The sequence below is a fragment of the Tissierellales bacterium genome, from assembly GCA_025210965.1.
In the GTDB taxonomy this organism is placed as follows: Bacteria; Bacillota; Clostridia; order Tissierellales; family JAOAQY01; genus JAOAQY01.
This window is the reverse complement of record JAOAQY010000046.1, coordinates 23,134-44,403: the sequence shown is the minus strand read 5'-3', so window position 1 is coordinate 44,403 and position 21,270 is coordinate 23,134. Positions and strand designations below refer to the sequence as shown.

The window sequence follows — 21,270 nt, the reverse complement described above, 5'->3', positions numbered from 1 at the left end:
GACTCTTTTCTGACCCAAATGGGTCAGAGGAGTCATAATTATGAAGGTAACAAACGGGAGAATAGTGATATGAGTGATAAGAACTTAGGTATACTTGAACGAAAAGCAACAATATTTAATATACAGAAATACAATATGTATGATGGTGACGGAATTCGAACTATAGTGTTTTTTCAAGGATGTCCTCTCAGATGTAAATGGTGTGCAAATCCAGAAGGATTAATGAAAAAGCCTAGAGTTATGGTTAAGACTAATCTATGTGAAAACTGCGGAGCTTGTGCATTAGCATGTCCTGTATCTAAACATATAATTTCAAACGAAACTTTGAAACATGAGGTAGATCACAGTGTAGATTGTATAGGATGCGGAAAGTGTAAAGAGGCTTGTGTAAACTCGGCTATATCTATAGTTGGAGAACAAAAGACAATATCAGAACTTCTAGAAATTATAGAAGAGGACAGAACGTTCTATGAGATGTCAGGTGGAGGAGTTACCCTAAGTGGAGGAGAAGTATTGATGCAACCTGAGGCTGCAATAAGCTTGCTCATGGCTTGTAAGCAAGAAGGAATCAATACTGCTATAGAAACATGTGGGTACACAAAGAAAGAAACAATAGTAAAGGCTGCAGAATTTGTTGATTTATTTCTCTTTGATATAAAGCATTTTGATTCAGATAAACACTACGAACTTACTGGAGTTCGCAATGAGAGAATACTAGAAAATCTTGAAGAACTGCTTAACAAAAAACACAATGTTAAGATTCGAATGCCATTGCTAAAAGATATAAATGATTCTCAGGAAGAGATCGAGAATACTATGCAATTTTTGTCTCAATATAAAGAGTATAAAAATTTCAAAGGTATTGATTTATTGCCATACCACAAGATGGGAGTAAATAAGTATAAACAGCTTGGAATGGAGTATCAAATAGAAGGAGATCCAAGTCTTGCAAAAGAAGATTTGGATAGAATTGAATCGTGGATAAAAAAATATGATTTATTTGCAAAGGTAATAAGACACTAATTAATAGGGTCAAATAAAGAGATGGAAGGTAAGGAGTATGGAAAATTTTTCTGTCAACAATATAGGAAGAATAGTACAGGAGTCAGTGCCGGGAAAGCAAATAACGATAGCTCACGTCATAGCTGCACCTATGAAAGATATATATGAAAGATTGGGTGTAGAGGAAACTGGTGCCATAGGAATACTCACATTGTCACCATTTGAAACGGCTATAATTGCAGCAGATATAGCGACTAAGACATGTGATGTTGAAATTGGTTTTTTGGATAGATTTACTGGATCAGTTCTTATAAGTGGAGATGTACAAAGTGTTGAGACAGCACTTAGAGCAGTCAATGATACTTTGGAAAATTTACTTGGATTTACACCAGCTCCTATTACAAGAACATGAAGAAAAAACGAATAATGGTTATTGGACCTTCTAGATCAGGTAAAACTACCATAGTCAATAAATTAAATAATTATGATGGACCACTTAGGAGAATTCCAGATTTAATTTATGGTGAAAATACAATAGATGTGCCTAGTTCATATATTGAAATTCCATGGATGTATAAACATGTAATAGCAATAGCACAAGATGCATCGTATGTACTAGTACTGATTGATCAATCTAATTGTGAAGAGGTGTATTCTCCAGGGTTTGCAAAATCATTTAAGTGTCCAGTTGTTGGTGTTATAACTAAATGCGATCTAACACCACAAAATAAAGAAAAGTGTAAGAAACAGCTTAAAAATATAGGCGTAGAAGAACCGTATTTTCATATTAGTTTCCCATTAGAAGAAGGATTTGAAGAGCTTCATAATTACTTATTTAGAAAAGTCGAGGTGTAAATGTCAATCATGAAATTTATTACAGAAGAGTATTTGAGAGATTTATATAGAAAAGAAACCTTTAGTAACTATGTCATAGAAGAAGGGCAGCGTCTTACACCTGGAGCTATCCAATATCTAGCAGATAAAAAGATCAAGCTTGTAGATAAAGAAACGGAAAACCATACAAATGAGATTTTAGAGGAAGCAGTTGAAAGTGAAGGGGCTTTAGGTGTTAGTAATTTAAAGAAAAAGATTTGCTTGAAATTGAAATCTACAGAGGCAAAATGCTTGCTTTTAAGTAGTGAAATAGTAAATGCAGATGTTGCATTAGCTCAAAATATTTCCAAACTAGGACATCGTATAAAGGATTTAAAATATATAGTGGAAACTGACGCTAAATATGTTAATATCAGTGCTCTAAATTTTTCAGAAGATGAGATTTATAATGAGCTGGATGATTTTGAGATAACGGATTTTCATATGCAATTAGAAAATAGCGATGCTATTTTGAAGATGAATATACTTCACTGTAGTTTGGTAGAAATGAAATTTGACATAATAGAAGCCTATGATTACCAAGAAGAAGATTTAAAAAACATAGTTATAAGCAGATTAAATCATGTTATTGAATCTTTATCGAAATTAATAAAATTGGCAGTAGGAGGAAGAGAATGTCAGATAATAGTTTAACATTTGAATATTGCGATGATATGATAAAACGATTTGAAGTAGTTATAGATAAGCCTATAAAGAGTGATTCATCAGTTTATTATACTGGTGTGGATTTAGGCACTGCATGTGTTGTTTTAGCCGTATTAGACGAAAATTATGAACCAGTTGCAGGTGCTTATAGATATGCAGATGTAGTTCGTGATGGCATGGTGGTTGATTATATAGGTGCAGTACAAATTGTCAGAGAGCTAAAAGAAAAAATTGAAGAAAAATTAGGAACTGAATTGTTGTATGCAGCAGCAGCCATCCCCCCAGGAACTGATGCATTAGATTCAGGAGCTATAAAAAATGTAGTTCAGTCAGCGGGATTTGAACTTACGAAGCTTTTAGACGAGCCAACAGCAGCCAACGAATTATTGAAGATAGACAATGGAGCAGTTGTTGATATTGGAGGAGGAACCACAGGTATATCAATTTTAAAGAATGGGAAAGTCATATCAGTAGTGGATGAACCTACAGGAGGAACTCATTTTTCACTTGTTATATCAGGTGCTTATGGCATGGAATTTAAAGAAGCTGATAAATTCAAGCGAAACAATGAAAATCATAGAGAGATACTTCCCATATTAAGACCTGTTGTAGAAAAAGTATCTAGTATTATAAATAATCACATAAAGGGACATGATGTAAATGAGATATCTCTTGTCGGAGGAACTTGTTGTCTTACAGGCATAGAGGAGATTATTGCTAAGCAAACTGGAATATACACACACAAACCTAAAAATCCTATGTTTGCAACACCTCTAGGAATAGCTCTTAGCTGTACACAAGATATCATCGATGATTAGGAGGAATGCTTTGTGGATTATAGAATCATAAAATCTCCATCTCATGGAGCTAAGGAAATATTAAAAAGGCGTATGGGAAAGACTAATGATATAGAGTTAGATGATATTGATGCTATAGGATTGGTTCAAGGAAAACTTATAGATATGATTTATGCATCGGATATCGCAGAGAAATCAGTTGGTGTAAGCGTTGAAGACATAAGAGGAACTTGTCCTCAACATATGGTTTTGCTAGGAATATTTGGAGATACAGCTTCTGTTGAATCTGCAATTGATGAAATTAAATTAAAGATGAAAGAGGTAAAATCGAAATGATCGTAGCGAAGTTGATAGACAATATCTGGGCAACTAGAAAAGATGATAGACTAAGCGGACTTAAATTTATGCTTGCAGAGGAATTAGAGGGTGCGGAGAAGGGTCGTAGATTCGTAGTTGTAGATATAATAAGCGCTGGAATTGGAGATAGAGTTATAGTAAGTACAGGTTCTGCAGCTAGACGAATGATAGGAAATGATGAAGCACCAGTAGATGCAGCAGTTATTGGGATAATAGATGATGATTGTAGCATTGGATAGTACATATTGAAAGGATGTGAGAAAATGAAAAGATTGATTAGTGCAAAGGATATTGAAGGGTCAATATTAAAAGAGCAAAAAGTTATTTATTTAGATGGAACAGAAATAATTACGCCATCAGCTAGAGAACTTGCAAATGCTAGCGGAATAGTTATGACTACCGAAAAAGTTGATCCAATAATTAAATCAGAACCTATTAACAAAACAGACGTGTCAAATTTAGATTTAGAATCTATGCTAGAACTATTTAAAACTATAATGAATAAAGGGTTATTGCAAGAAATGATTGGGTGTCTTGAGAAATCTAAATTACCTTTTACAGCCGAAACGGATAAAAGCGGACTGAAAGTTGTAAGAGGAAGTAGCGTTCATATGGAGTATTTCGATACAGGCAATCCAGACAATAAAGTTTATTTTCAAGAATTAGTAAGTAAGGAAGAATCAAAGATGAGTGCTGGATTTTTGCACATCGAAGATTCAAGTTTTGAATGGGAATTGACATATGAAGAAATTGACTATGTTATAGAAGGAACTCTAACAGTTGAAATAAATGGACATAAATATGTAGCTCATCCGGGAGATGTTTTATTTGTACCATCTGGATCAAAAGTTATTTGGGGATCACCAGATAAAGCGAGGGTATTTTATGCAACGTATCCAGCAAATTGGCCTGATCTTTTATAAAGACTAGGAGGATGTATTTATGCAATCAATTGGTTTAATTGAAACAAAAGGATTACTCGCAGCGATTGAAGCTGCAGATATGATGGTAAAATCAGCAGACGTAAGTATACTAGAGAAAACCTATGTAGGTGGAGGGCTTGTAAGCATAATAATTACAGGTGATGTAAGTGCAGTAAAAGCTGCTGTTGATGTAGGTGTAGCAGCTGTAAACAAATTAGATAGATCACTCTTGATTTCAAGTCATGTTATAGCTCGTCCACATGAAGAATTAGATGATTTTGTTGGGAAAGATAGTATTACGCCAAATAATATAGAAGATTTACCCGAAGAACAAAAGATTGTTGAGATAGAATCGGAGAAAGAGTTAAATGAGCTGGAAGTAGAAGCTCTACAAGTGGTAGAAGATAAAAGTGAATCAGAAATCGAGCAAGATATTGAAAAAGAAAATGATCTAGTCGAATTAAGTTTAGATTTAGAAAATATCAAAAAAGAAGATTTAGACAATTTAGTTGAATCAAAAGGTCTAGAAGAAGCTATTGATACACTTTCTAAAATAAAGGTTGTTAAACTTAGAAATTTAGCTCGTGAGTATAAAGATTTTGTTATAAAGGGTAGGACAATATCTAAGGCTGGTAAGAAAACTCTGATTTCAAAATTTAGAGTTTATTATGAGAAAAAATAATTGTTCTTTAGGTTATGAAAGGAAGTATATATATGGAAAACTTTGATAAGGATTTGCGTTCAATCCAAGAAGCTAGAAATATTGCTAGACTTGGAAAGGTAGCAGCAAATAAAATTGCGGATTATAGTGAAGAGCAGATTGATAGAATTTTGCAAAATATGGTTAGAGTAGCAGAAGAAAATTCAGTATGTTTAGCGGAAATGGCGGTAGAAGAAACTGGATTTGGTAAAGTTGCAGATAAAACGTATAAAAATCACATGGCAGCAGGTATCCTTTATGATTCGATAAAAGATATGAAAACTATTGGAACTATTTGTGAAGATAAGACAAATGGAATTATAGAAATTGCAGAACCAGTAGGATTGGTTATGGGAATAGTACCATCAACAAATCCTACGTCGACAGCGATATTTAAAGCCATGATTTCTATAAAATCACGAAATGCCATAGTATTTTCTCCACATCCTGCAGCAGCTAAGTGTACAACGAAAGCTATTCAATTGATGCATGATGCAGCTGTTGAAGCGGGTGCACCTGAAAACATTATATCAGGATTAACAACGTTATCACTTGCGGCTACAAATGAGTTAATGAAATGCGAAGAAGTATCGATAATAATAGCTACTGGTGGCCCTGGAATGGTAAAAGCGGCTTATAGTGCTGGAAAACCTGCACTTGGAGTAGGTGCTGGAAATTCGCCTGCTTATATAGAAAAAACTGCTGATGTAGAAAAAGCAGTTAGAAATATTATTGCAAGTAAGACATTTGATAATGGTACTATCTGTGCATCAGAACAATCTATCATTTGTGAGAATTGTAATAAAGATGCTGTCGTGGCAGAACTTAAAAAACAAGGTGGATATTTCATGACAGCTGAGCAAACAGAAAGTGTTTGCAAATTATTATTTAAAAATGGAAATGCAATGAATGCTAAATTTGTAGGTAGAAGTGCTCAAGTTATTGCAAATGCTGCAGGTTTTACTATTCCATCAGAGACAAAGGTTCTTATAGGAGAACAATCAGGAGTAGGCAAGGGAAACCCATTATCTTATGAAAAACTTACTACTGTACTTGCATTCTATACAGTAAATGACTGGGAAGAAGCTTGTGAACTTAGTATTGAATTATTACAAAATGGAATAGGTCATACTATGAGTATCCATACTGAATGTAGAGAAATAGTTGAGAAATTTGCAAAGAAACCAGCTTCACGTATTTTAGTAAATACTGGCGGAGCACAAGGTGGAACAGGTGCAAGTACTGGATTAAACCCATCATTTACATTAGGTTGTGGTACTTGGGGTGGAAGTTCAGTATCAGAGAATGTTACACCAAAACATCTTATAAATCTTAAAAGAGTAGCTTATGGATTAAAAGACTGTGCTAGTTTGGCGTCAAATGATCCAACATTTAATAAAATTAAAACTTTTGAAAATTGCAATGCAAGTAAGAATAACTTCATGAATATGAGTCCTTCTGAAATTGCTACTGCTGCTAAGAAAGTTTTAGCAGAATCAAAGGATGATGCACAGTGCTGTATTAACTCAGAGTGCAAAGATGAAAGTGCAAAGAATGAAGAACTTTTAGATTTAGTAGGTCAAATAGTTAATGCCATGAAAGGGATAAGCTAATGGAAAACTATGAAGAGCTATTTAAGCTTTTGTTAGAATTTGCCAAGAATAATCAAGCTAAGTCAGAAGAAGTAGAAGATAAGTCAGCAATTCCAGTTGGAATATCAAATAGACATATACATCTTTCACAGTCTGATTTAGAGAGTCTTTTTGGAGAGGGTTATAAGCTTACTAAATTAAAAGATTTATCTCAGAAAGGTCAATTTGCTTGTAAAGAGCTAGTTACAATATGCGGGCCTAAAGGTGCTATTGAAAAAGTTAGAGTACTAGGTCCAGTTAGAAGCAAGACACAGGTTGAAGTATTAGCTGGTGATTGCAGAAAATTAGGAGCTAAAATGCATACAAGATTGTCTGGTGATTTGAAAAATACAGCGTCGATTACACTTATTGGTTTAAAAGGAGCTGTTCAGCTAGATGAAGGTCTTATAGTAGCACAAAGACATATTCACATGAACATACAAGATGCGAAGCGCTTAGATGTAAATGATGGAGATATAGTGTCTATAAAGGTTGATGGTTTAAGGGGCGGCACATATGATAATGTTGCCATTAGAGCTAATGATACGTCAACACTTGAATGTCATCTCGATATAGAAGAAGCCAATGCAATGGGGCTAAATCCTAAGTCGAGAATAAAAATTGTTAAGTAGTAGTTAAGTAGTAGTTAAGTAGCATTTAAGTAGAAGACTGTATTTAGTAGTATAAAGTTAAGCAATACATTTAGATAAAATGTCTAATATATTTAAAATATAAAATAAAATTAATTAGGAGGAATTCAAAATGAAATTTGATGCATTGGGAATGATAGAAACTAAAGGTTTAATAGGTTCAATAGAGGCGGCAGATGCTATGGTTAAAGCTGCTAATGTTTATTTAGTAGGTAAAGAGTATATTGGTGGTGGCCTTGTAACAGTTATGGTTAGAGGTGATGTTGGAGCAGTTAAGGCTGCTACAGATGCAGGTGCTGCAGCTGCACAGCGTGTTGGAGAATTAGTTTCAGTACACGTAATCCCACGTCCACACTCAGAGGTAGAAGTAGTACTTCCATCTGTTAAAGACGAAGCTAAATAATTTGATATATATGAAAGCCAGTGTGATTTTATTGTAAATCACACTGGCTTTTTATATTGCAAAATTATTTGCAATATAAGCTGAAGTTAGTTAAAATTGAGGTAATTGGAAGTATTGAAATTAGCGCGAGAAAAATATACAAGGGATTAATATGATATATATGATTAAAAAAGAAGTTGGTAGTTATAAATTTCACATTTTGTGTTATAGTATGATTTGCAGGAGTTGTTTAAATATCGGAAGGAGCTGATTACTATGAAAAAAGTTACATTTCAAGAATTGTCGCAGGATTTGTTGAATCAATTGGTCAAAGGTGCATTTTTGACAGCTAAAAATGGTGATGAGGTAAATACTATGACTATCGGATGGGGAAGTGTTGGTTATGTTTGGGGTAAACCTATAATGATGGTTCCTGTCAGATATTCTAGACACACATATTCTATAATAGAGAAAAGTGATACATTTACAGTGAGTGTTCCGGTGAATGTTGATTTGAAAAAAGAATTGATTTTCTGCGGCACGAAATCGGGAAGAGATATGGATAAGATTAGCGAAGCTGGGCTTAGTCTGGAAAAATCAGAGATAGTTGATACACCTATAATTGCTGAATGTGATTTGCATATTGAGTGTAAGATAGTGTACAAACAAGCTATGGAACCAGGAAATATTGATAGTGGAATAAGAAGCGCTAGCTATTCTGACAATGATTTTCACACTATGTATTATGGGGAAATTGTAAGCGCGTATTTTAAATAAATTTAAATACATTAGAGAATAAAGTGGAAAATCTGCCTGCGAATTAATTTGTGGCGGATTTTTTTATAATTTAAAGTCGTAAAACCCTGAGATTTTTATAATAGGGGTAGTTTAATAGACAAATAGGAGATATAAATGAAAACAATAGAAGGAAAATATAATAAAGCAATTGTATATACTGATAATATTGATGAAAATGCAGTTGACCAAATCAAATTACTTTGTGATCAAAAATTTATTGAGGAAAGTAAGATTAGAATAATGCCAGATGTACACGCTGGAATGGGTTCAACTATTGGGACTACAATGACTATAGGTGATAAGGTAGTTCCAAATTTAGTAGGAGTTGATATAGGCTGTGGAATGGAAACTATAGAGTTAAAGAATAGGAATGTAGAGCTACAAAAATTAGATAAGCTGATATATCAAAAAATACCGGCAGGATTCAATATTAGAGAGAACGAACATAAATATGTCGAGAACATAAATATTGATAAATTAAGATGCTTAAAGAACGGAACGATTAATTTGAAAAGAGCAAGGCTTAGTTTAGGGAGTTTAGGTGGAGGAAATCATTTCATAGAATTAGGCAGAGATAGTAGTAAAAGGTATTATTTGACTATCCATTCTGGTAGCAGAAATTTAGGACATGAGGTTGCATGCTATTATCAAAATTTAGCATGTAATTATGCTAGTGAAAGTCAATCAATGGAAAATATTCCTAAAAATTTAGCGTATCTAGAAGGCGAACATATGGATGATTATATTCATGATATGAAAATAGTACAAGAGTATGCTTACTATAATAGAAGGGCTATGATTAGCGAGATAGTAAAAAATATGAAATTTAAAATAGCTGATGAATTTACTACAATACACAATTATATAGATATTGAGAGTATGATTTTAAGAAAGGGAGCAGTTTCTGCTAAGTTAGAGGAGAAATTATTGATCCCCATAAATATGAGAGATGGTAGTTTAATATGTAGAGGAAAAGGAAATGCTGATTGGAATTATTCTGCGCCGCACGGAGCGGGTAGAATAATGAGTAGATCTGAAACCAAGAATACATTTACTTTATCCGAGTATAAAAAAGAAATGAAAGGCGTATATACGACTTCAATAAATACAGGAACATTAGATGAATGTCCCATGGCATATAAAAGCATGGAAGAAATATTGAATAATATAGATGAAAGCGTTGAAGTGATAGATGTCATAAAGCCAGTATACAATTTTAAAGCCAGTAATGTAAAATAAATAATTTTAAAAAATAAAAAATGGTCTACTCTAAGTAAATAATGAACTAGAGTAAGCCATTTTTAAATTTTTTATTTTTCTTTTTCAGCAGCTGCTTGTTGCTTCTTTTCCCATTGGAAGTAGCTGTCGTAAAGAGCTAATGCTCTTTTCATTTTTTTGTCTTTTACTTTAGAACGATCTCTAAGTATTGAAGACATTTGAACCAATTGAACATTTAAGTATTTTGGATTTTGAAGTTTGTTAGTAAAAGAAGTCATATCTCCTTTTGCTTTACCTTTTTTCTTAGATGATAATACTGATTCTTTAAACATCAATAATAGAAATCCATTTTTTTTCTTTTTAGGGATTTGTTTAGATTGCATATATACCTGATTGAAAAATGTATCTAGACTTTTCTTTCTATGACGATAAAGAACAACACCACCAATTGCTGTTGCTACTAATACACTACCTGTTATAATCCATGCTGTTGAAGACATTTGTCACTTCACTCCTTTATAAAATATAATATCATTTTATCAGTTTTGAATAAAATATTCAAATCTTGACAAATATTAATAAAAAATATAAAGTAACATTAAACAAAAATATAATAAAAGATGGTGAGAAAATGAAAACCGTGCATTTTAGAGATATAAATGATGATAATAGAAGTGATGTTATGAGAATATCTTTAAATGAAAATCAGTTGGATTTTATAGAAAGTGTAGCGGATTGTTTAAAAGAAGCAGAAGAAACTAAGGAATGGCATCCACTAGCCATATATGTAAATGAATGTGTTGTTGGATTTGCAATGTATGGATCGTTTGATAATAATAAATATACATGGATTGATAGAATTATGATAGATAAGAAACATCAAATGCAGGGAATTGGGAAGGTAGCAATGTTAAAATTGATAGATGTAGTTTCAAGTGAATATAAAGTAGATACGTTATATTTAAGTATAATAGAAAAAAATTATATAGCAAGAAAATTGTATGAAGGTATAGGATTTAGATATATAAATGAAAAAGATGAGAATGGTGAATTAATATTTGAATACAAAGTTTAGAGATTAACTTTTAGAGCACATTGCAAATGAAATATAGCAATGTGCTTTTTTGTATATGCATATAGTTTTGAATAAAAGGGTAAGAATAAAACGAATAGGGGTGAAAAGATGGGTAAATTAATTGTGAGTTTTTACTATAGAAAAATATTCAAGAAACATATGGATTATTTTGTGAAGAAAGAAATTATAACTAAAGATCAAGCTAATGATCAAGCTAATGATATGAGTGATTATTTTGAGGTTAAGGTGATAAGCTTTATAAAGGTAATAACGTCCATAGGAGCGATTCTAGTAGGATTGGGGATGTTTCTATACATAGCTAGTAACTGGATATATATAAGAGAGATAGAACGCTTAGTCATAATAATTTCTTCTATGCTTACTTTCTATATTATAGGAAATAGAATTAGAGAAAGGTATCGTATAGCGAGTAAAGCTTTAATTTATTTGTCTATACTAATATATGGTAGTGGATTATTTTTAGTAGATCAAACTTTCAATTTTGGTGGTGAACGATATAGTTATTTTTTGCTATGGACAATAGGTATTATTCCAATGGTGTATATATTTGATGATTTGTTAATACATTTATTTTCTCAATTTATAGGTATAGTATATGTTATTGAAAGCATAGAATGGGCTAATTCATGGAAGTTTGGACATTTTGTATTAAATCTTATGGCTATATTGATTATATTGTTTTTGTTCATGAAAATGAATGAACAAAAGTTTAAATCCAAAATATCAGTAGTTTTAATTGATTTATATATAGTATTTATATTGATTTATGGCATTGAATGGTTTGGATTAAAGGATTTATATGGTGTAGCGCTACTATTTGTTTATGGACTAATGCTTACATATAAACCCATTATGTCAGATATTTCTAATAGAATTAGTTCTGCAATTGGAATTGTAATAACTGGAATTACAGGGATTATGCTGACATATGAAAGCATTTGGAGAGATTTAGAATATATAAATGATGGAACTATAATATCAATATTTGTTGGAATTTTGATAGGGATTTATTTTTTGTGGCTTATCAAGAAAGGTCATAATCTGAGTTTAGTGTTTGTGTTATTTCTTATTTTTAGATATTATACTGATCGATTCTATGATTTTTTACCTAAATCGATATTTTTTATAATAGGTGGTGTTGTATTATTGATATTTGGTATTTATTTAGAAAGAGTATCTAAAAGAAGAGGTGAAAGCTAGATGTTTAAAAATATAGATAAGAGATATTTTGGAATTATTCTTCCACTTACAATTTTAAGTGTACTTATTATTAACGCGTATTCTACAACTTGGTTTGGCCATGAAATTGTATTGAAAGCGTCTTTAGACATAAAACAAAAAGGTTTCAGTGGGAGTTATGTTGAATTGCCATATGAAATAGAGGAAATAGATATAGCTGATATTATAGATGAGGATACGAAAAAAATTAATCGAAAAATTAATAGATATGCTGTATTAAAAAAGAATGGAGATATATATGATTTAGATTATATTACGAAAGAAAGGCCTAAAGGAGGTATATATCTTAAATGCGTACTTTATAGAAATTACGAGCCTAGTTCGAAAACAGGTATAAAAGCTAATTATAATATTAGTAAATACTATATGAAAAGAGGAAAAACGAAATTTTTGGAACAATTTATAGATAAGAAGGAAATGAAAGTGATTTTAAAGGTAAAAAATGGCCGTGGAGTAGTAGAATGTATAGAGCTTATATAGTTTATTTCAAAGGAGGTTGAAATGATGAAGAGATTGAAGATAGTTTTAGTAATTATATTTTTGACGTTGTTGGGAATCCCAAGTTTAAGTTTTGCAGAAACTAGTATAATTGATTTGGGAAATGTTCATTATTCTGAAGCTCCTAAGTCTTGGGTTGTTGATATACCTAATAATGCAGTTAAGGTTGAAGTCGGAATTTATGGAAAGGGTCAAACTCAAATCAATAAATATGCTGGATGGAATGGATATTTAAAATTAAATGGGAAATATTTGTGGAAAATGACTGGATTAGATTCGAACAAAGCAGCTCTAATACAAGATTATATATTAAATAAGCAGGTAGTTGAGAGTACTGGTAGAAATTCATGGCAAGATATTACAGGAATCATAAAGTACGGCTCAAATAAAATTACGTACTATCATTACACTGGAGGAGATGGTGCAGGAGTTAAAATTAAGATAACAACAAGTACTGAAGCAAAGAGTGAAATAGAGCAAGGGAAGGCACCAAGTACTGAAAAAAGTAGTGGATATGATATAAAAATAATATCTACTGATTTAAGATATTTTGAGACAATATTTGTAGGAAGATTAACTCAAAATGGATTGGCAGTACAGAATGTTCAAATAGGAGTAGAAGATCCATTAAAACGAATGAGTGTGATTGGACCAAAGACGAATAAAGAAGGATATTTTGTATATAGCACAAACCCATATATTAATTATAGAAGCGCTAAATCATTTTTATTTGCATATGGAGATGCTCAGAGACCATATGTAATTGCAGAAAGATTTTCAAAATATGAAATGATACATCAAGATATCAGCAAAAATGAGGCATATAATGCTTTAGATGAGAATAGAAAAGAAAAAGTACAAAAGTATCAAGAGATAGTTAATGGAACGTCAAGAGCAAATATATTGACAGAAAAAGATAAGATAATTGCTAGAGATGATATAAGAAATATAATGGTAGATAGTGCATTAGCAGAGAAAGTGGTAGCTGGAATGGAAATAGTTGATTGGGCGGGCTCTGTAGGAATGTGTGCGAAAGGATTGGCAGCAGCAGGTCCAACAGGAGGAGTATCATCTGCTGCATGTGCTCCTCTTGGAGTGAAACTTGTAAATAAAGGAGTGGATGTTTCAACAGATATATTGGTCAAAAAAGGATATATTACAGGAAGAGCCGCTCAAATTATAGATAGCACTTCATCTACTGCAACTAGTTGTATTTCATTTACAGATCCAATAGATACTGCTAGTTGTATGGCAGCAGTTGCTAGTGAAGGCCTTCACGTCGTAAGCTACGAATTAGAAAATAATGATTATGGGCAACCGGCTGTAATAGTAAATTTGGCAAAAAAAGCTTCAAAAATAGTAGACTATACGATCGTAATAATAGGTTCCTAAAAATTAGGATTAATATAAAATAATTTTTTTCTTTACCTTAAGCTATAAAGTGGGTATAATAATCAAAGGGCTTTAGAGGATTACTATTAAATCAAAATTGTAATAAGTATAAGGCTTAAAAAATTATATGAGGTGATTGTAGTGAGTGGAGTTTTTGCAGGGGTTGGTATAGTCGGGCTGATAGTCATACTAGTTCAAGCCTTAGTAGTATTTGTAGTGGGTAAACTTATTATTCAACTTGTGATGAATACTTTTAGAAAAATGCTTGAAAAGAGCAAATTAGATCCAATGCTGAGAGGATTTGCTGTATCGGTTGTTAACTTTGTGCTTATGTTTATACTTATAATAGCTATACTTAGAATATTTGGAATAGACACAAGTTCTTTTGTTGCTATGTTTGGTGCGGCGACATTGGCTATAGGATTTGCACTTCAAGGAAATCTTTCGAATTTTGCAAGTGGGGTTATGCTAGTATCATTTAAACCATTTAAGGTTGGAGATTACGTTGTTACCTCAGGTCATGAAGGTGCAGTTGTTGAAATAGGAATGTTTATGTCTACATTGAAGACCCCCGATAATAAGCAGATATTGATTCCAAATAGTTCTATAACAGGAGGAAGTATAGTAAATTATAGTGCGTATTCTGAGAGAAGAGTAGATTTAAAGATCGGAGTTGGGTATGACTCGGATATAAATCAAGTCAAAAAAGTTATTCAAGACGTAATTGACAATAATGAAAAGATTCTTTTGGATAAGGGAACTTTTGTTAGAATGGGAGAGATGGCAGATAGTTCTATAAACTTTACTGTTAGGGTTTGGGCGAAGACTGAACATTACTGGGATGTCTACTTTGATTTAAATGAAGAGATAAAAGAGAAATTAGACAGCGCTAATATTGATATACCATATCCACATGTTACAGTTGACATGAAGAAATAACAGATGGTAAATATAAAAAGAGTTATAACGATTGATTTTCGTAGTAACTCTTTTTTGATTAAATTAATTATTTAGAGCAACAAGTACAATTTCTTCCATTGCATTTTGCTTCATACAAAAGGCAATCAGCTTCTTCTATAAGTTTATTTGGACTTATGCTTTTTCTGTATTCAGAAACACCAAGGCTTATAGTTACACGTTCATTTATGCCAAGGGAAGCGTGTGATACAGCTTGTCTTATTGATTCTGCAACTGTTTTTGCATCTCTAATATTGGTATGAGGCAATAAAATTATGAATTCTTCACCACCCCATCTTGAAACGACGTCTGTATCGCGAGCTCTAGAACTAAGTATATTAGCTAGATTTTGAAGAACAAGATCTCCAGTATTATGTCCATAAGTATCATTTATTCTTTTAAAATGATCGATATCAACCATTACTATTGAAAAAGTTTCAGAATATCTATTAGCACGATTATATTCTGATTCCAATTTTTCTAACAATAGACGTCGATTAGCTAAATGAGTTAATTCATCTAAAAAAGCTATTTGTTTAAGTTTTTCATTTGCAATTTTTAGCTCTAATTCTAGTTCTTTATTTTTACTTACGTCGAAAACTATTCCAGAAATTATTAAGGGAGTGTTTTTATCTGTGTACTTACTCACTTTACCACGATCATAATACCATGCATAACTACCATCTTTTCTTTTGATTCTATATTCTACTTCATATGCGTTGCTTCGTCCTTCTAAGTGATTTCTCATATTTTGCATAACATCATCATAATCATCAGGGTGAAGTTTTTGTGTAAAAAATTCAAAACCAACTTTTTCAGGTAATTCATCTAGTGAATAGCCTAAATTAGTTGCTTTTGCAGGATTGAAGTGAACTTCGTTGCTTTGAATAAGCCAATTCCATCTACCGAGATTGCCAATCCACGGGAAATCCAGCAATTCACTTTCTTTTTGACTTTGTTCTAAAATATTTACTAAAGCTTCAAGTTCTCTAATTTTTGATTTTAAAAGTTCTAATTCTTTTTTTGATTCAACATTTTCACTCATAAAAAACCTCCTCTCACAACAAAAATACCCAAAGAGAGTATCTATATGTATTAAATTTAACTAGAAAGTGTTAATGTATATGTTAAATTAATAACAAATAAAAATGCAAATTAATGAATGAATTATCTCTTTAAATATGTTAGAATGAAAAAGAAGTACTCGGGAAAACGTATACCTAAATACAGAAGCGATGTGCTCAATCTATAAATATTGACTAAAAGAGGGAGGTTTATTATGAGTAAACCAGTTTTATCGGCTCATTTCGAGTCAAGAAAACCATCAGATGTGCGTTTGGCACAGATGAAGTATGAAGAACGTGCAGTAAAACCAGAGGCAGTAATAAATGTAGGTATTGGTAATGTTTCACTTCCAACAAATCCTGCTATGCAAAAGAGGATGTTTGAATTAAATTCATCAGAAAGTCCATTTGCAAATGGTGTTATTAGATATTCTACAACAGCAGGTACACAGGAGTGTAGAGATGCATTCAAAAACATATTAGCATGTCAAGGATTTGATACTAGTAAACTACATGTACAGGTTACTGATGGCGGTTCGGCAGGTATGGAACTTTTACTAGTTGGTCTTTGTGGACCAGCAGGTACAGGTGAAAAGCCACTTATGATGATTGACCCAGCATACACAAATTATATTTCATTTGCTGAGAGAATTGGTAGAAAAACAGTAACAGTAAAGCGTTCACTTGCTGATAATGGAAAGTTTACACTACCAGAACTTGATAAAATAGAAGAAGCAATTAAAGAACATAATCCAGGTGCGCTATTAGTTATACCTTATGATAATCCAACAGGACAATTATTTGGATATGATGCACTTAAAGATCTTGCAAAACTTTGCGTTAAGTATAATATGTGGATGGTTAGTGACGAAGCATATAGAGAACTTTACTATCAAGATGATGAAAAATTAGTAAGTGTTTGGGGATTATCTGATAATGATGTACCAGGAATTGAAGGTAGGAGAATTAGTATCGAAACTGCATCTAAAGTGTGGAATGCTTGTGGACTTAGAATTGGTGCAGTTATAACAGATAGCCCAGAATTTAGCAATCGTTCTATAGCAGAGTATACAGCAAATCTTTGCGCTAATGTTATAGGTCAGCATATATTTGGTGCATTAGCACATGAAAGTAAAGAACAAATTGCAGATTGGTGCAAGGGATTAAAAGAGTACTATAGAGAGCAAATTATGATGGTCTATAATGGACTTAAAGAGCGTGAGCCAGGCCTTATAGTATCAAGTCCAGATGCTTCTATATACACAGTAATAGATGTAAGAAATGTTGTAAAACCAGGATTTGATGCAATCGATTTTGTGCTTTATTGTGCAGGAGAAGGAAAAGTGAGCATTGATGGCGTTGAAACAACATTATTGGTAGCACCTATGAAAGGTTTCTACAATGTATCAGAAGGAGAGCACAACCCAGGTTCTACTCAGTTCCGTATATCATTTGTTGAATCTCCAGAAAACCTAGCGAAGGTTCCAGAATTATTCGTAGAGTTGTTAAAACAATTTGAAGCTCAGAGATAGATTTTAAATAAATATTTTGATCAATAAGTGAACTTGAGTAGAGTATTTTGTACTTGCTTGAGTTCACTTATTTTTTTATTTGGGATGATATATTTGATATTAAAATAGAAGTGATTTATGATATATATATAATTGCAAATGTGATTGAGATAAGTTAAAAAATCAAATAGGAGGTTTTCTGATGAAAACAATCGTGATATATAAGTCAAATAGCGGTTTTGTAAAAAAATATGCAGACATTATATCGAGTGAATTAAAATGTGATGTAGCAGAAGCCAGTAGTACAAATATATCTGAGATTTTGAAGTACGATGTTATTATTTTCGGTGGTGGCCTTTACGCAGTAGGGATAAACGGAATATCTCTTATAAAGAAGAATATTGATAAGCTAAAAGACAAAAAGGTAGTAGTATTTGCAAGCGGAGCGTCTCCATATAGAAAAGAAGTTTGCGATGAAGTTATAGATAAGAATTTTGAAAAAGCTAATCAAAAAAATATAAAATTTTTCTATTTGCGAGGTGGATTTGATTTTGATAAATTAAAATTCAAACATAAATTAGTTATGAAACTTATGAAAAAACAATTAGAGAAAAAAGATAATCCGACTGAAGATGAAATAGGTATGTTAAAGGCATTTGATGTACCTGTAGATTTTACATCAAAAGATAATGCTGAAGATTTGATAAACTATGTTAGATCACTTAATAATAAAATAGATAGATAAGTTCTATTCATAAAGTAAAATATGATGTATCTTTGGAGGATTAAAATAAGATATAAAATTATCAGATAGGATATCTAATTACCAAGGCTCCCCCTCAAAACCGTTTGCATAGGTTTTGAGGGGGAGCATGCTATTTAGATATTATGTTGTCCATAATTATTTCAGGTTCACAGCGATTTTCACCAAATGAATCTACTAACCAAATTCTAGACTTGTCTAGAATACCATCAAAATCTATAGAATTACTAGGACATCTTTTTACGCAACTATGACATTTGATGCATTTGTTTTCATCTATAGCTATTTTTTCATTAAAAGAAATAGCACCACTTGGGCAGTGTTTTAAACATATTAGACAATTTGTACAGCTTGAATTTATTACGGGTGCAATGGGAGAATCAGAACTAAGTTCTCGATAGGGGCGATTTCCTTTTATATTCAATGATATTTTAGAATTAACGTCTAAGCAATCAGCATAATTCTTGATTTTGACACCAAAAGATTTGGCGATTGATAAATCTTTTTGATCAGGTCGATTTGTAGCCAAATCAGATGTGTAAGAATGTTCACCTACAAAACTAGCTGCGGAGATGACTTTGAAGTCACAGCTAGTCATTAAATCATAGAGTTCTAACAGACAGTCATCATAATCTCTATTTCCATAAACTGCAACGATAATAGCTAAAGAGCCTTTTCCATCTAAAGTCCTTAGCAGTGGTTCGATTATAGTAGGAATTCTACCAGAATATACAGGAACTCCAATAATTAAAATATCATTTTTGTTGAAAGTAAATTCTTTCAAACGATTGCTAGGGGGAGTCAAATCATATTCAATATAATCTGCGTTGAAGCCTAAAGCTATATTTTGTACTACGTTTTTTGTTGTTGATGTTGGACTAAAATACATCAATTTTAAATCGTTCATATTGTGCCTCCTAAATTAGATTAGTGCTCATGAAGACATTATATTTCTAATAATTGTTTTTGACAAGTTTAGAGGATAGCTAAAATTAATTATTATGTTTCAAAATATGTGATAATGTAATTTTAAAATAACTAAAAAAGGCAGTAAATTTGAGTAGTATTGCAATAAACATAAAAATATAGCCTATTTTGTATTCTGGCAAAATAAATACTAATATTATTGATAGCGTAAATACAATAGTTGCAGTCTTTCCAAAGATATTTGAAGGAATTACTAAAGGCTCTTTTTTCAAATACATTATAGTAGCAGATAAAACCAATATAGATTCTTTTACTAACATCAAGACCAGTATGAATAGAGGAATTTTGTTATCTAAATAAAACGCGAAGAGTACAGCTAGTAGCATTAGTTTATCAGCTAGAGGATCAAGTACAGAGCCAAGTTTACTAACTACAGAATATTTTCTAGCAATAAATCCATCTAAAAAATCAGTAAAACTTGCAATAATATAAATAAATAGAGCTAGCAAATGATTGTTTGCAGAACTTGAAAAATATACAGAAATAAAAATAGGTACAAGAACTAGTCGTAAAGTGGTAAGTATATTAGGAATGTATTTCATAACAACCTCCAAGTTTTGTATTTGTTATAAAAATACCCAAAGAATTAAGCTCTAAAGACACATAAAACATAAAAAAATCAAGTAAACTTTGGATTGATTTATCCACTGATTACTTGATTTTTACCGTTTGCTTTTGCTTTATACATCAATTCATCAACTCGTTTGAAAAGACTAGCAAAAGAGTCATCACTTCTTTTTAGTGTTACACCAATACTTATTGTAATGGTGTGGTCCGAAATTATATCCAGGCGTTCAACGGATACTCTGAGATGCTCTGCTATTTTATTTGCTTGGTCTCGTGGACAATTTTCTAAATATATTACAAATTCTTCACCACCCCAACGTGCAAGTAAGCCTTGCTGCTTAAGAGTTTTGTTAAAAAGATTGCAAATTCCAATGAGAACATCATCACCAACCGAATGACCGTAGGTATCGTTTATTTTCTTGAAATCATCAATATCCCACATTATTATTGCGTGTGGATTATGATGATGATTTGGATTAGCAAATAATTTATTTAAATGATCCGACAGAGAACGACGATTTATAGCACCAGTAAGGTGATCATGAGAAGCATTGTGGTTTGCAGATTCTAAAGCTTTAACTAAAGCGGCCTCATCCTTGCTTATGATGTATTCGAAAATATACATTACTAAAATTAATGTTGAAAAACCGATTAATAGGTTTATCGCATTAAAAGATGATGCTATCTGATGGCTATAGGATTTGTATTCGGGAGTAAATAAATAAGGATAGTTGGAATGTTCTAAATAAAGATATACCACAAAATTAGAGATTGCATAAAAAAGACTTATAATCCATTTACTTCTTGGAAAATAAATAAATGTAATTAACGCGAAAGTCATAAAATATTTTTGAAAACCAAATTCAGGTCCAAAATAGTAATATGCAAGCCTAAAGACAGAGTACATACTAGAAAGCATTAGTATGTGGGTCGCTAAGGTTTGTTGTCCGATTTTTACGAGAAACCATGATGATATTATGAAAAGAGCACATAGCGTAGATATACCAGAAATCTCTAGGGCAATTTCTGGTGCAAAAAATAGATACGATATATTGTAAAGCATTATATTTAAACTAGCTAGTATAATAGATCCGTTTATTATATTTAATCTAGAAATTTCGCTCAAACTCATGGAGTTATTTACTCCAGCATTGAGAAATTTTTTTATCAATTTCATTAAATTCACTCCTTATTAATAA

Annotated in this window: 26 protein-coding genes; 21 read left to right on the top strand and 5 right to left on the bottom strand. The window is 32.0% G+C overall.

The window, feature by feature from the left end:
- The first annotated feature begins 69 nt into the window (after nucleotides 1-69).
- From cutD to N4A40_03420, 14 genes are all read left to right on the top strand, one after another.
- Nucleotides 70-1,023, top strand: coding sequence for a choline TMA-lyase-activating enzyme (gene cutD / locus N4A40_03485; protein ID MCT4660899.1), 954 nt, complete (start codon nucleotides 70-72; stop codon nucleotides 1,021-1,023).
- 37 nt (nucleotides 1,024-1,060) lie between these two features.
- Entirely contained in the window at nucleotides 1,061-1,414 is a 354-nt protein-coding gene (locus N4A40_03480) for a BMC domain-containing protein (protein ID MCT4660898.1), read from the top strand.
- A complete protein-coding gene (locus N4A40_03475; GenBank protein MCT4660897.1) occupies nucleotides 1,411-1,857 on the top strand; it encodes a EutP/PduV family microcompartment system protein in 447 nt (148 codons plus the stop codon). The genes N4A40_03480 and N4A40_03475 overlap by 4 nt, the downstream gene beginning before the upstream one ends.
- Nucleotides 1,858-1,866: 9 nt before the next feature.
- Nucleotides 1,867-2,529, top strand: a complete 663-nt coding sequence (locus N4A40_03470) for a hypothetical protein (GenBank protein ID MCT4660896.1) — start codon at nucleotides 1,867-1,869, stop codon at nucleotides 2,527-2,529.
- Nucleotides 2,511-3,359, top strand: coding sequence for an ethanolamine utilization protein EutJ (gene eutJ, locus N4A40_03465; protein ID MCT4660895.1), 849 nt, complete (start codon nucleotides 2,511-2,513; stop codon nucleotides 3,357-3,359). Before N4A40_03470 ends, eutJ begins: the two co-directional genes overlap by 19 nt.
- Before the next feature lie 12 nt (nucleotides 3,360-3,371).
- Nucleotides 3,372-3,674, top strand: a complete 303-nt coding sequence (locus N4A40_03460) for a BMC domain-containing protein (protein ID MCT4660894.1) — start codon at nucleotides 3,372-3,374, stop codon at nucleotides 3,672-3,674.
- The gene (locus tag N4A40_03455; protein MCT4660893.1) at nucleotides 3,671-3,934 is read left to right on the top strand and encodes a EutN/CcmL family microcompartment protein; all 264 of its coding nucleotides are present in this window, start codon (nucleotides 3,671-3,673) and stop codon (nucleotides 3,932-3,934) included. Before N4A40_03460 ends, N4A40_03455 begins: the two co-directional genes overlap by 4 nt.
- A gap of 24 nt (nucleotides 3,935-3,958) precedes the next feature.
- Nucleotides 3,959-4,618: a cupin domain-containing protein gene (locus N4A40_03450; protein ID MCT4660892.1), complete on the top strand. Its 660-nt coding sequence runs from the start codon at nucleotides 3,959-3,961 to the stop codon at nucleotides 4,616-4,618.
- A 19-nt stretch (nucleotides 4,619-4,637) separates the two neighbouring features.
- The gene (locus N4A40_03445; GenBank protein MCT4660891.1) at nucleotides 4,638-5,300 is read left to right on the top strand and encodes a BMC domain-containing protein; all 663 of its coding nucleotides are present in this window, start codon (nucleotides 4,638-4,640) and stop codon (nucleotides 5,298-5,300) included.
- A 32-nt stretch (nucleotides 5,301-5,332) separates the two neighbouring features.
- Nucleotides 5,333-6,931, top strand: coding sequence for an acetaldehyde dehydrogenase (acetylating) (locus N4A40_03440; GenBank protein MCT4660890.1), 1,599 nt, complete (start codon nucleotides 5,333-5,335; stop codon nucleotides 6,929-6,931).
- On the top strand, nucleotides 6,931-7,581 hold the full coding sequence (locus N4A40_03435; protein MCT4660889.1) for a phosphate propanoyltransferase: 651 nt from the start codon (nucleotides 6,931-6,933) through the stop codon (nucleotides 7,579-7,581). Before N4A40_03440 ends, N4A40_03435 begins: the two co-directional genes overlap by 1 nt.
- A 130-nt stretch (nucleotides 7,582-7,711) precedes the next feature.
- Complete coding sequence (gene eutM, locus N4A40_03430; protein ID MCT4660888.1) at nucleotides 7,712-8,002, top strand: ethanolamine utilization microcompartment protein EutM; 291 nt, start codon at nucleotides 7,712-7,714, stop codon at nucleotides 8,000-8,002.
- A 255-nt stretch (nucleotides 8,003-8,257) separates the two neighbouring features.
- Complete coding sequence (locus N4A40_03425) at nucleotides 8,258-8,758, top strand: flavin reductase family protein (GenBank protein MCT4660887.1); 501 nt, start codon at nucleotides 8,258-8,260, stop codon at nucleotides 8,756-8,758.
- 135 nt (nucleotides 8,759-8,893) lie between these two features.
- The gene (locus N4A40_03420; protein ID MCT4660886.1) at nucleotides 8,894-10,018 is read left to right on the top strand and encodes an RtcB family protein; all 1,125 of its coding nucleotides are present in this window, start codon (nucleotides 8,894-8,896) and stop codon (nucleotides 10,016-10,018) included.
- A 71-nt stretch (nucleotides 10,019-10,089) separates the two neighbouring features.
- Here N4A40_03420 and N4A40_03415 read toward each other — a convergent pair whose 3' ends face one another.
- Nucleotides 10,090-10,497: a hypothetical protein gene (locus N4A40_03415; protein ID MCT4660885.1), complete on the bottom strand. Its 408-nt coding sequence runs from the start codon at nucleotides 10,495-10,497 to the stop codon at nucleotides 10,090-10,092.
- Nucleotides 10,498-10,628: 131 nt separating this feature from the next.
- Between N4A40_03415 and N4A40_03410 the strand changes: the two genes are divergently transcribed.
- The 5 genes from N4A40_03410 to N4A40_03390 all read left to right on the top strand — a co-directional run bounded on the left by N4A40_03410 (nucleotide 10,629) and on the right by N4A40_03390 (nucleotide 15,161).
- The gene (locus tag N4A40_03410) at nucleotides 10,629-11,072 is read left to right on the top strand and encodes a GNAT family N-acetyltransferase (protein ID MCT4660884.1); all 444 of its coding nucleotides are present in this window, start codon (nucleotides 10,629-10,631) and stop codon (nucleotides 11,070-11,072) included.
- Nucleotides 11,073-11,180: 108 nt separating this feature from the next.
- A complete protein-coding gene (locus tag N4A40_03405; protein ID MCT4660883.1) occupies nucleotides 11,181-12,293 on the top strand; it encodes a DUF2157 domain-containing protein in 1,113 nt (370 codons plus the stop codon).
- Nucleotides 12,294-12,812, top strand: coding sequence for a GDYXXLXY domain-containing protein (locus tag N4A40_03400; protein MCT4660882.1), 519 nt, complete (start codon nucleotides 12,294-12,296; stop codon nucleotides 12,810-12,812). It begins immediately after the preceding gene.
- 24 nt (nucleotides 12,813-12,836) lie between these two features.
- Nucleotides 12,837-14,222, top strand: a complete 1,386-nt coding sequence (locus N4A40_03395) for a hypothetical protein (GenBank protein MCT4660881.1) — start codon at nucleotides 12,837-12,839, stop codon at nucleotides 14,220-14,222.
- Nucleotides 14,223-14,363: 141 nt separating this feature from the next.
- A complete protein-coding gene (locus N4A40_03390; protein MCT4660880.1) occupies nucleotides 14,364-15,161 on the top strand; it encodes a mechanosensitive ion channel in 798 nt (265 codons plus the stop codon).
- Between the two features lie 67 nt (nucleotides 15,162-15,228).
- On the opposite strand, the gene N4A40_03385 is transcribed toward N4A40_03390, so the two are convergent.
- A complete protein-coding gene (locus N4A40_03385; protein ID MCT4660879.1) occupies nucleotides 15,229-16,224 on the bottom strand; it encodes a sensor domain-containing diguanylate cyclase in 996 nt (331 codons plus the stop codon).
- A 234-nt stretch (nucleotides 16,225-16,458) separates the two neighbouring features.
- On the opposite strand from N4A40_03385, the gene N4A40_03380 reads away from it, so the two are divergent.
- Nucleotides 16,459-17,775 (top strand): pyridoxal phosphate-dependent aminotransferase, encoded by a 1,317-nt coding sequence (locus N4A40_03380; protein MCT4660878.1) that lies wholly within the window; start codon nucleotides 16,459-16,461, stop codon nucleotides 17,773-17,775.
- A 181-nt stretch (nucleotides 17,776-17,956) separates the two neighbouring features.
- Nucleotides 17,957-18,499, top strand: coding sequence for a flavodoxin domain-containing protein (locus tag N4A40_03375; GenBank protein ID MCT4660877.1), 543 nt, complete (start codon nucleotides 17,957-17,959; stop codon nucleotides 18,497-18,499).
- A gap of 130 nt (nucleotides 18,500-18,629) precedes the next feature.
- Here N4A40_03375 and N4A40_03370 read toward each other — a convergent pair whose 3' ends face one another.
- From N4A40_03370 to N4A40_03360, 3 genes are all read right to left on the bottom strand, one after another.
- Entirely contained in the window at nucleotides 18,630-19,424 is a 795-nt protein-coding gene (locus tag N4A40_03370) for an EFR1 family ferrodoxin (protein ID MCT4660876.1), read from the bottom strand.
- 85 nt (nucleotides 19,425-19,509) lie between these two features.
- Entirely contained in the window at nucleotides 19,510-20,046 is a 537-nt protein-coding gene (locus N4A40_03365; GenBank protein MCT4660875.1) for a CDP-alcohol phosphatidyltransferase family protein, read from the bottom strand.
- Between the two features lie 98 nt (nucleotides 20,047-20,144).
- Entirely contained in the window at nucleotides 20,145-21,248 is a 1,104-nt protein-coding gene (locus N4A40_03360; protein MCT4660874.1) for a GGDEF domain-containing protein, read from the bottom strand.
- Nucleotides 21,249-21,270 lie beyond the last annotated feature (22 nt).

What these genes read in the sequence shown, in the direction of transcription:
- cutD (MCT4660899.1), top strand. Translation starts at nt 70, where the DNA reads ATGAGTGATAAGAACTTAGGTATACTTGAACGAAAAGCAACAATATTT.
- N4A40_03480 (MCT4660898.1), top strand. Translation starts at nt 1,061, where the DNA reads ATGGAAAATTTTTCTGTCAACAATATAGGAAGAATAGTACAGGAGTCA.
- N4A40_03475 (MCT4660897.1), top strand. Translation starts at nt 1,411, where the DNA reads ATGAAGAAAAAACGAATAATGGTTATTGGACCTTCTAGATCAGGTAAA.
- N4A40_03470 (MCT4660896.1), top strand. Translation starts at nt 1,867, where the DNA reads ATGAAATTTATTACAGAAGAGTATTTGAGAGATTTATATAGAAAAGAA.
- eutJ (MCT4660895.1), top strand. Translation starts at nt 2,511, where the DNA reads ATGTCAGATAATAGTTTAACATTTGAATATTGCGATGATATGATAAAA.
- N4A40_03455 (MCT4660893.1), top strand. Translation starts at nt 3,671, where the DNA reads ATGATCGTAGCGAAGTTGATAGACAATATCTGGGCAACTAGAAAAGAT.
- N4A40_03450 (MCT4660892.1), top strand. Translation starts at nt 3,959, where the DNA reads ATGAAAAGATTGATTAGTGCAAAGGATATTGAAGGGTCAATATTAAAA.
- N4A40_03445 (MCT4660891.1), top strand. Translation starts at nt 4,638, where the DNA reads ATGCAATCAATTGGTTTAATTGAAACAAAAGGATTACTCGCAGCGATT.
- N4A40_03440 (MCT4660890.1), top strand. Translation starts at nt 5,333, where the DNA reads ATGGAAAACTTTGATAAGGATTTGCGTTCAATCCAAGAAGCTAGAAAT.
- N4A40_03435 (MCT4660889.1), top strand. Translation starts at nt 6,931, where the DNA reads ATGGAAAACTATGAAGAGCTATTTAAGCTTTTGTTAGAATTTGCCAAG.
- eutM (MCT4660888.1), top strand. Translation starts at nt 7,712, where the DNA reads ATGAAATTTGATGCATTGGGAATGATAGAAACTAAAGGTTTAATAGGT.
- N4A40_03425 (MCT4660887.1), top strand. Translation starts at nt 8,258, where the DNA reads ATGAAAAAAGTTACATTTCAAGAATTGTCGCAGGATTTGTTGAATCAA.
- N4A40_03420 (MCT4660886.1), top strand. Translation starts at nt 8,894, where the DNA reads ATGAAAACAATAGAAGGAAAATATAATAAAGCAATTGTATATACTGAT.
- N4A40_03415 (MCT4660885.1), bottom strand. Translation starts at nt 10,497, where the DNA reads ATGTCTTCAACAGCATGGATTATAACAGGTAGTGTATTAGTAGCAACA.
- N4A40_03410 (MCT4660884.1), top strand. Translation starts at nt 10,629, where the DNA reads ATGAAAACCGTGCATTTTAGAGATATAAATGATGATAATAGAAGTGAT.
- N4A40_03405 (MCT4660883.1), top strand. Translation starts at nt 11,181, where the DNA reads ATGGGTAAATTAATTGTGAGTTTTTACTATAGAAAAATATTCAAGAAA.
- N4A40_03400 (MCT4660882.1), top strand. Translation starts at nt 12,294, where the DNA reads ATGTTTAAAAATATAGATAAGAGATATTTTGGAATTATTCTTCCACTT.
- N4A40_03395 (MCT4660881.1), top strand. Translation starts at nt 12,837, where the DNA reads ATGAAGAGATTGAAGATAGTTTTAGTAATTATATTTTTGACGTTGTTG.
- N4A40_03385 (MCT4660879.1), bottom strand. Translation starts at nt 16,224, where the DNA reads ATGAGTGAAAATGTTGAATCAAAAAAAGAATTAGAACTTTTAAAATCA.
- N4A40_03380 (MCT4660878.1), top strand. Translation starts at nt 16,459, where the DNA reads ATGAGTAAACCAGTTTTATCGGCTCATTTCGAGTCAAGAAAACCATCA.
- N4A40_03375 (MCT4660877.1), top strand. Translation starts at nt 17,957, where the DNA reads ATGAAAACAATCGTGATATATAAGTCAAATAGCGGTTTTGTAAAAAAA.
- N4A40_03370 (MCT4660876.1), bottom strand. Translation starts at nt 19,424, where the DNA reads ATGAACGATTTAAAATTGATGTATTTTAGTCCAACATCAACAACAAAA.
- N4A40_03365 (MCT4660875.1), bottom strand. Translation starts at nt 20,046, where the DNA reads ATGAAATACATTCCTAATATACTTACCACTTTACGACTAGTTCTTGTA.
- N4A40_03360 (MCT4660874.1), bottom strand. Translation starts at nt 21,248, where the DNA reads ATGAAATTGATAAAAAAATTTCTCAATGCTGGAGTAAATAACTCCATG.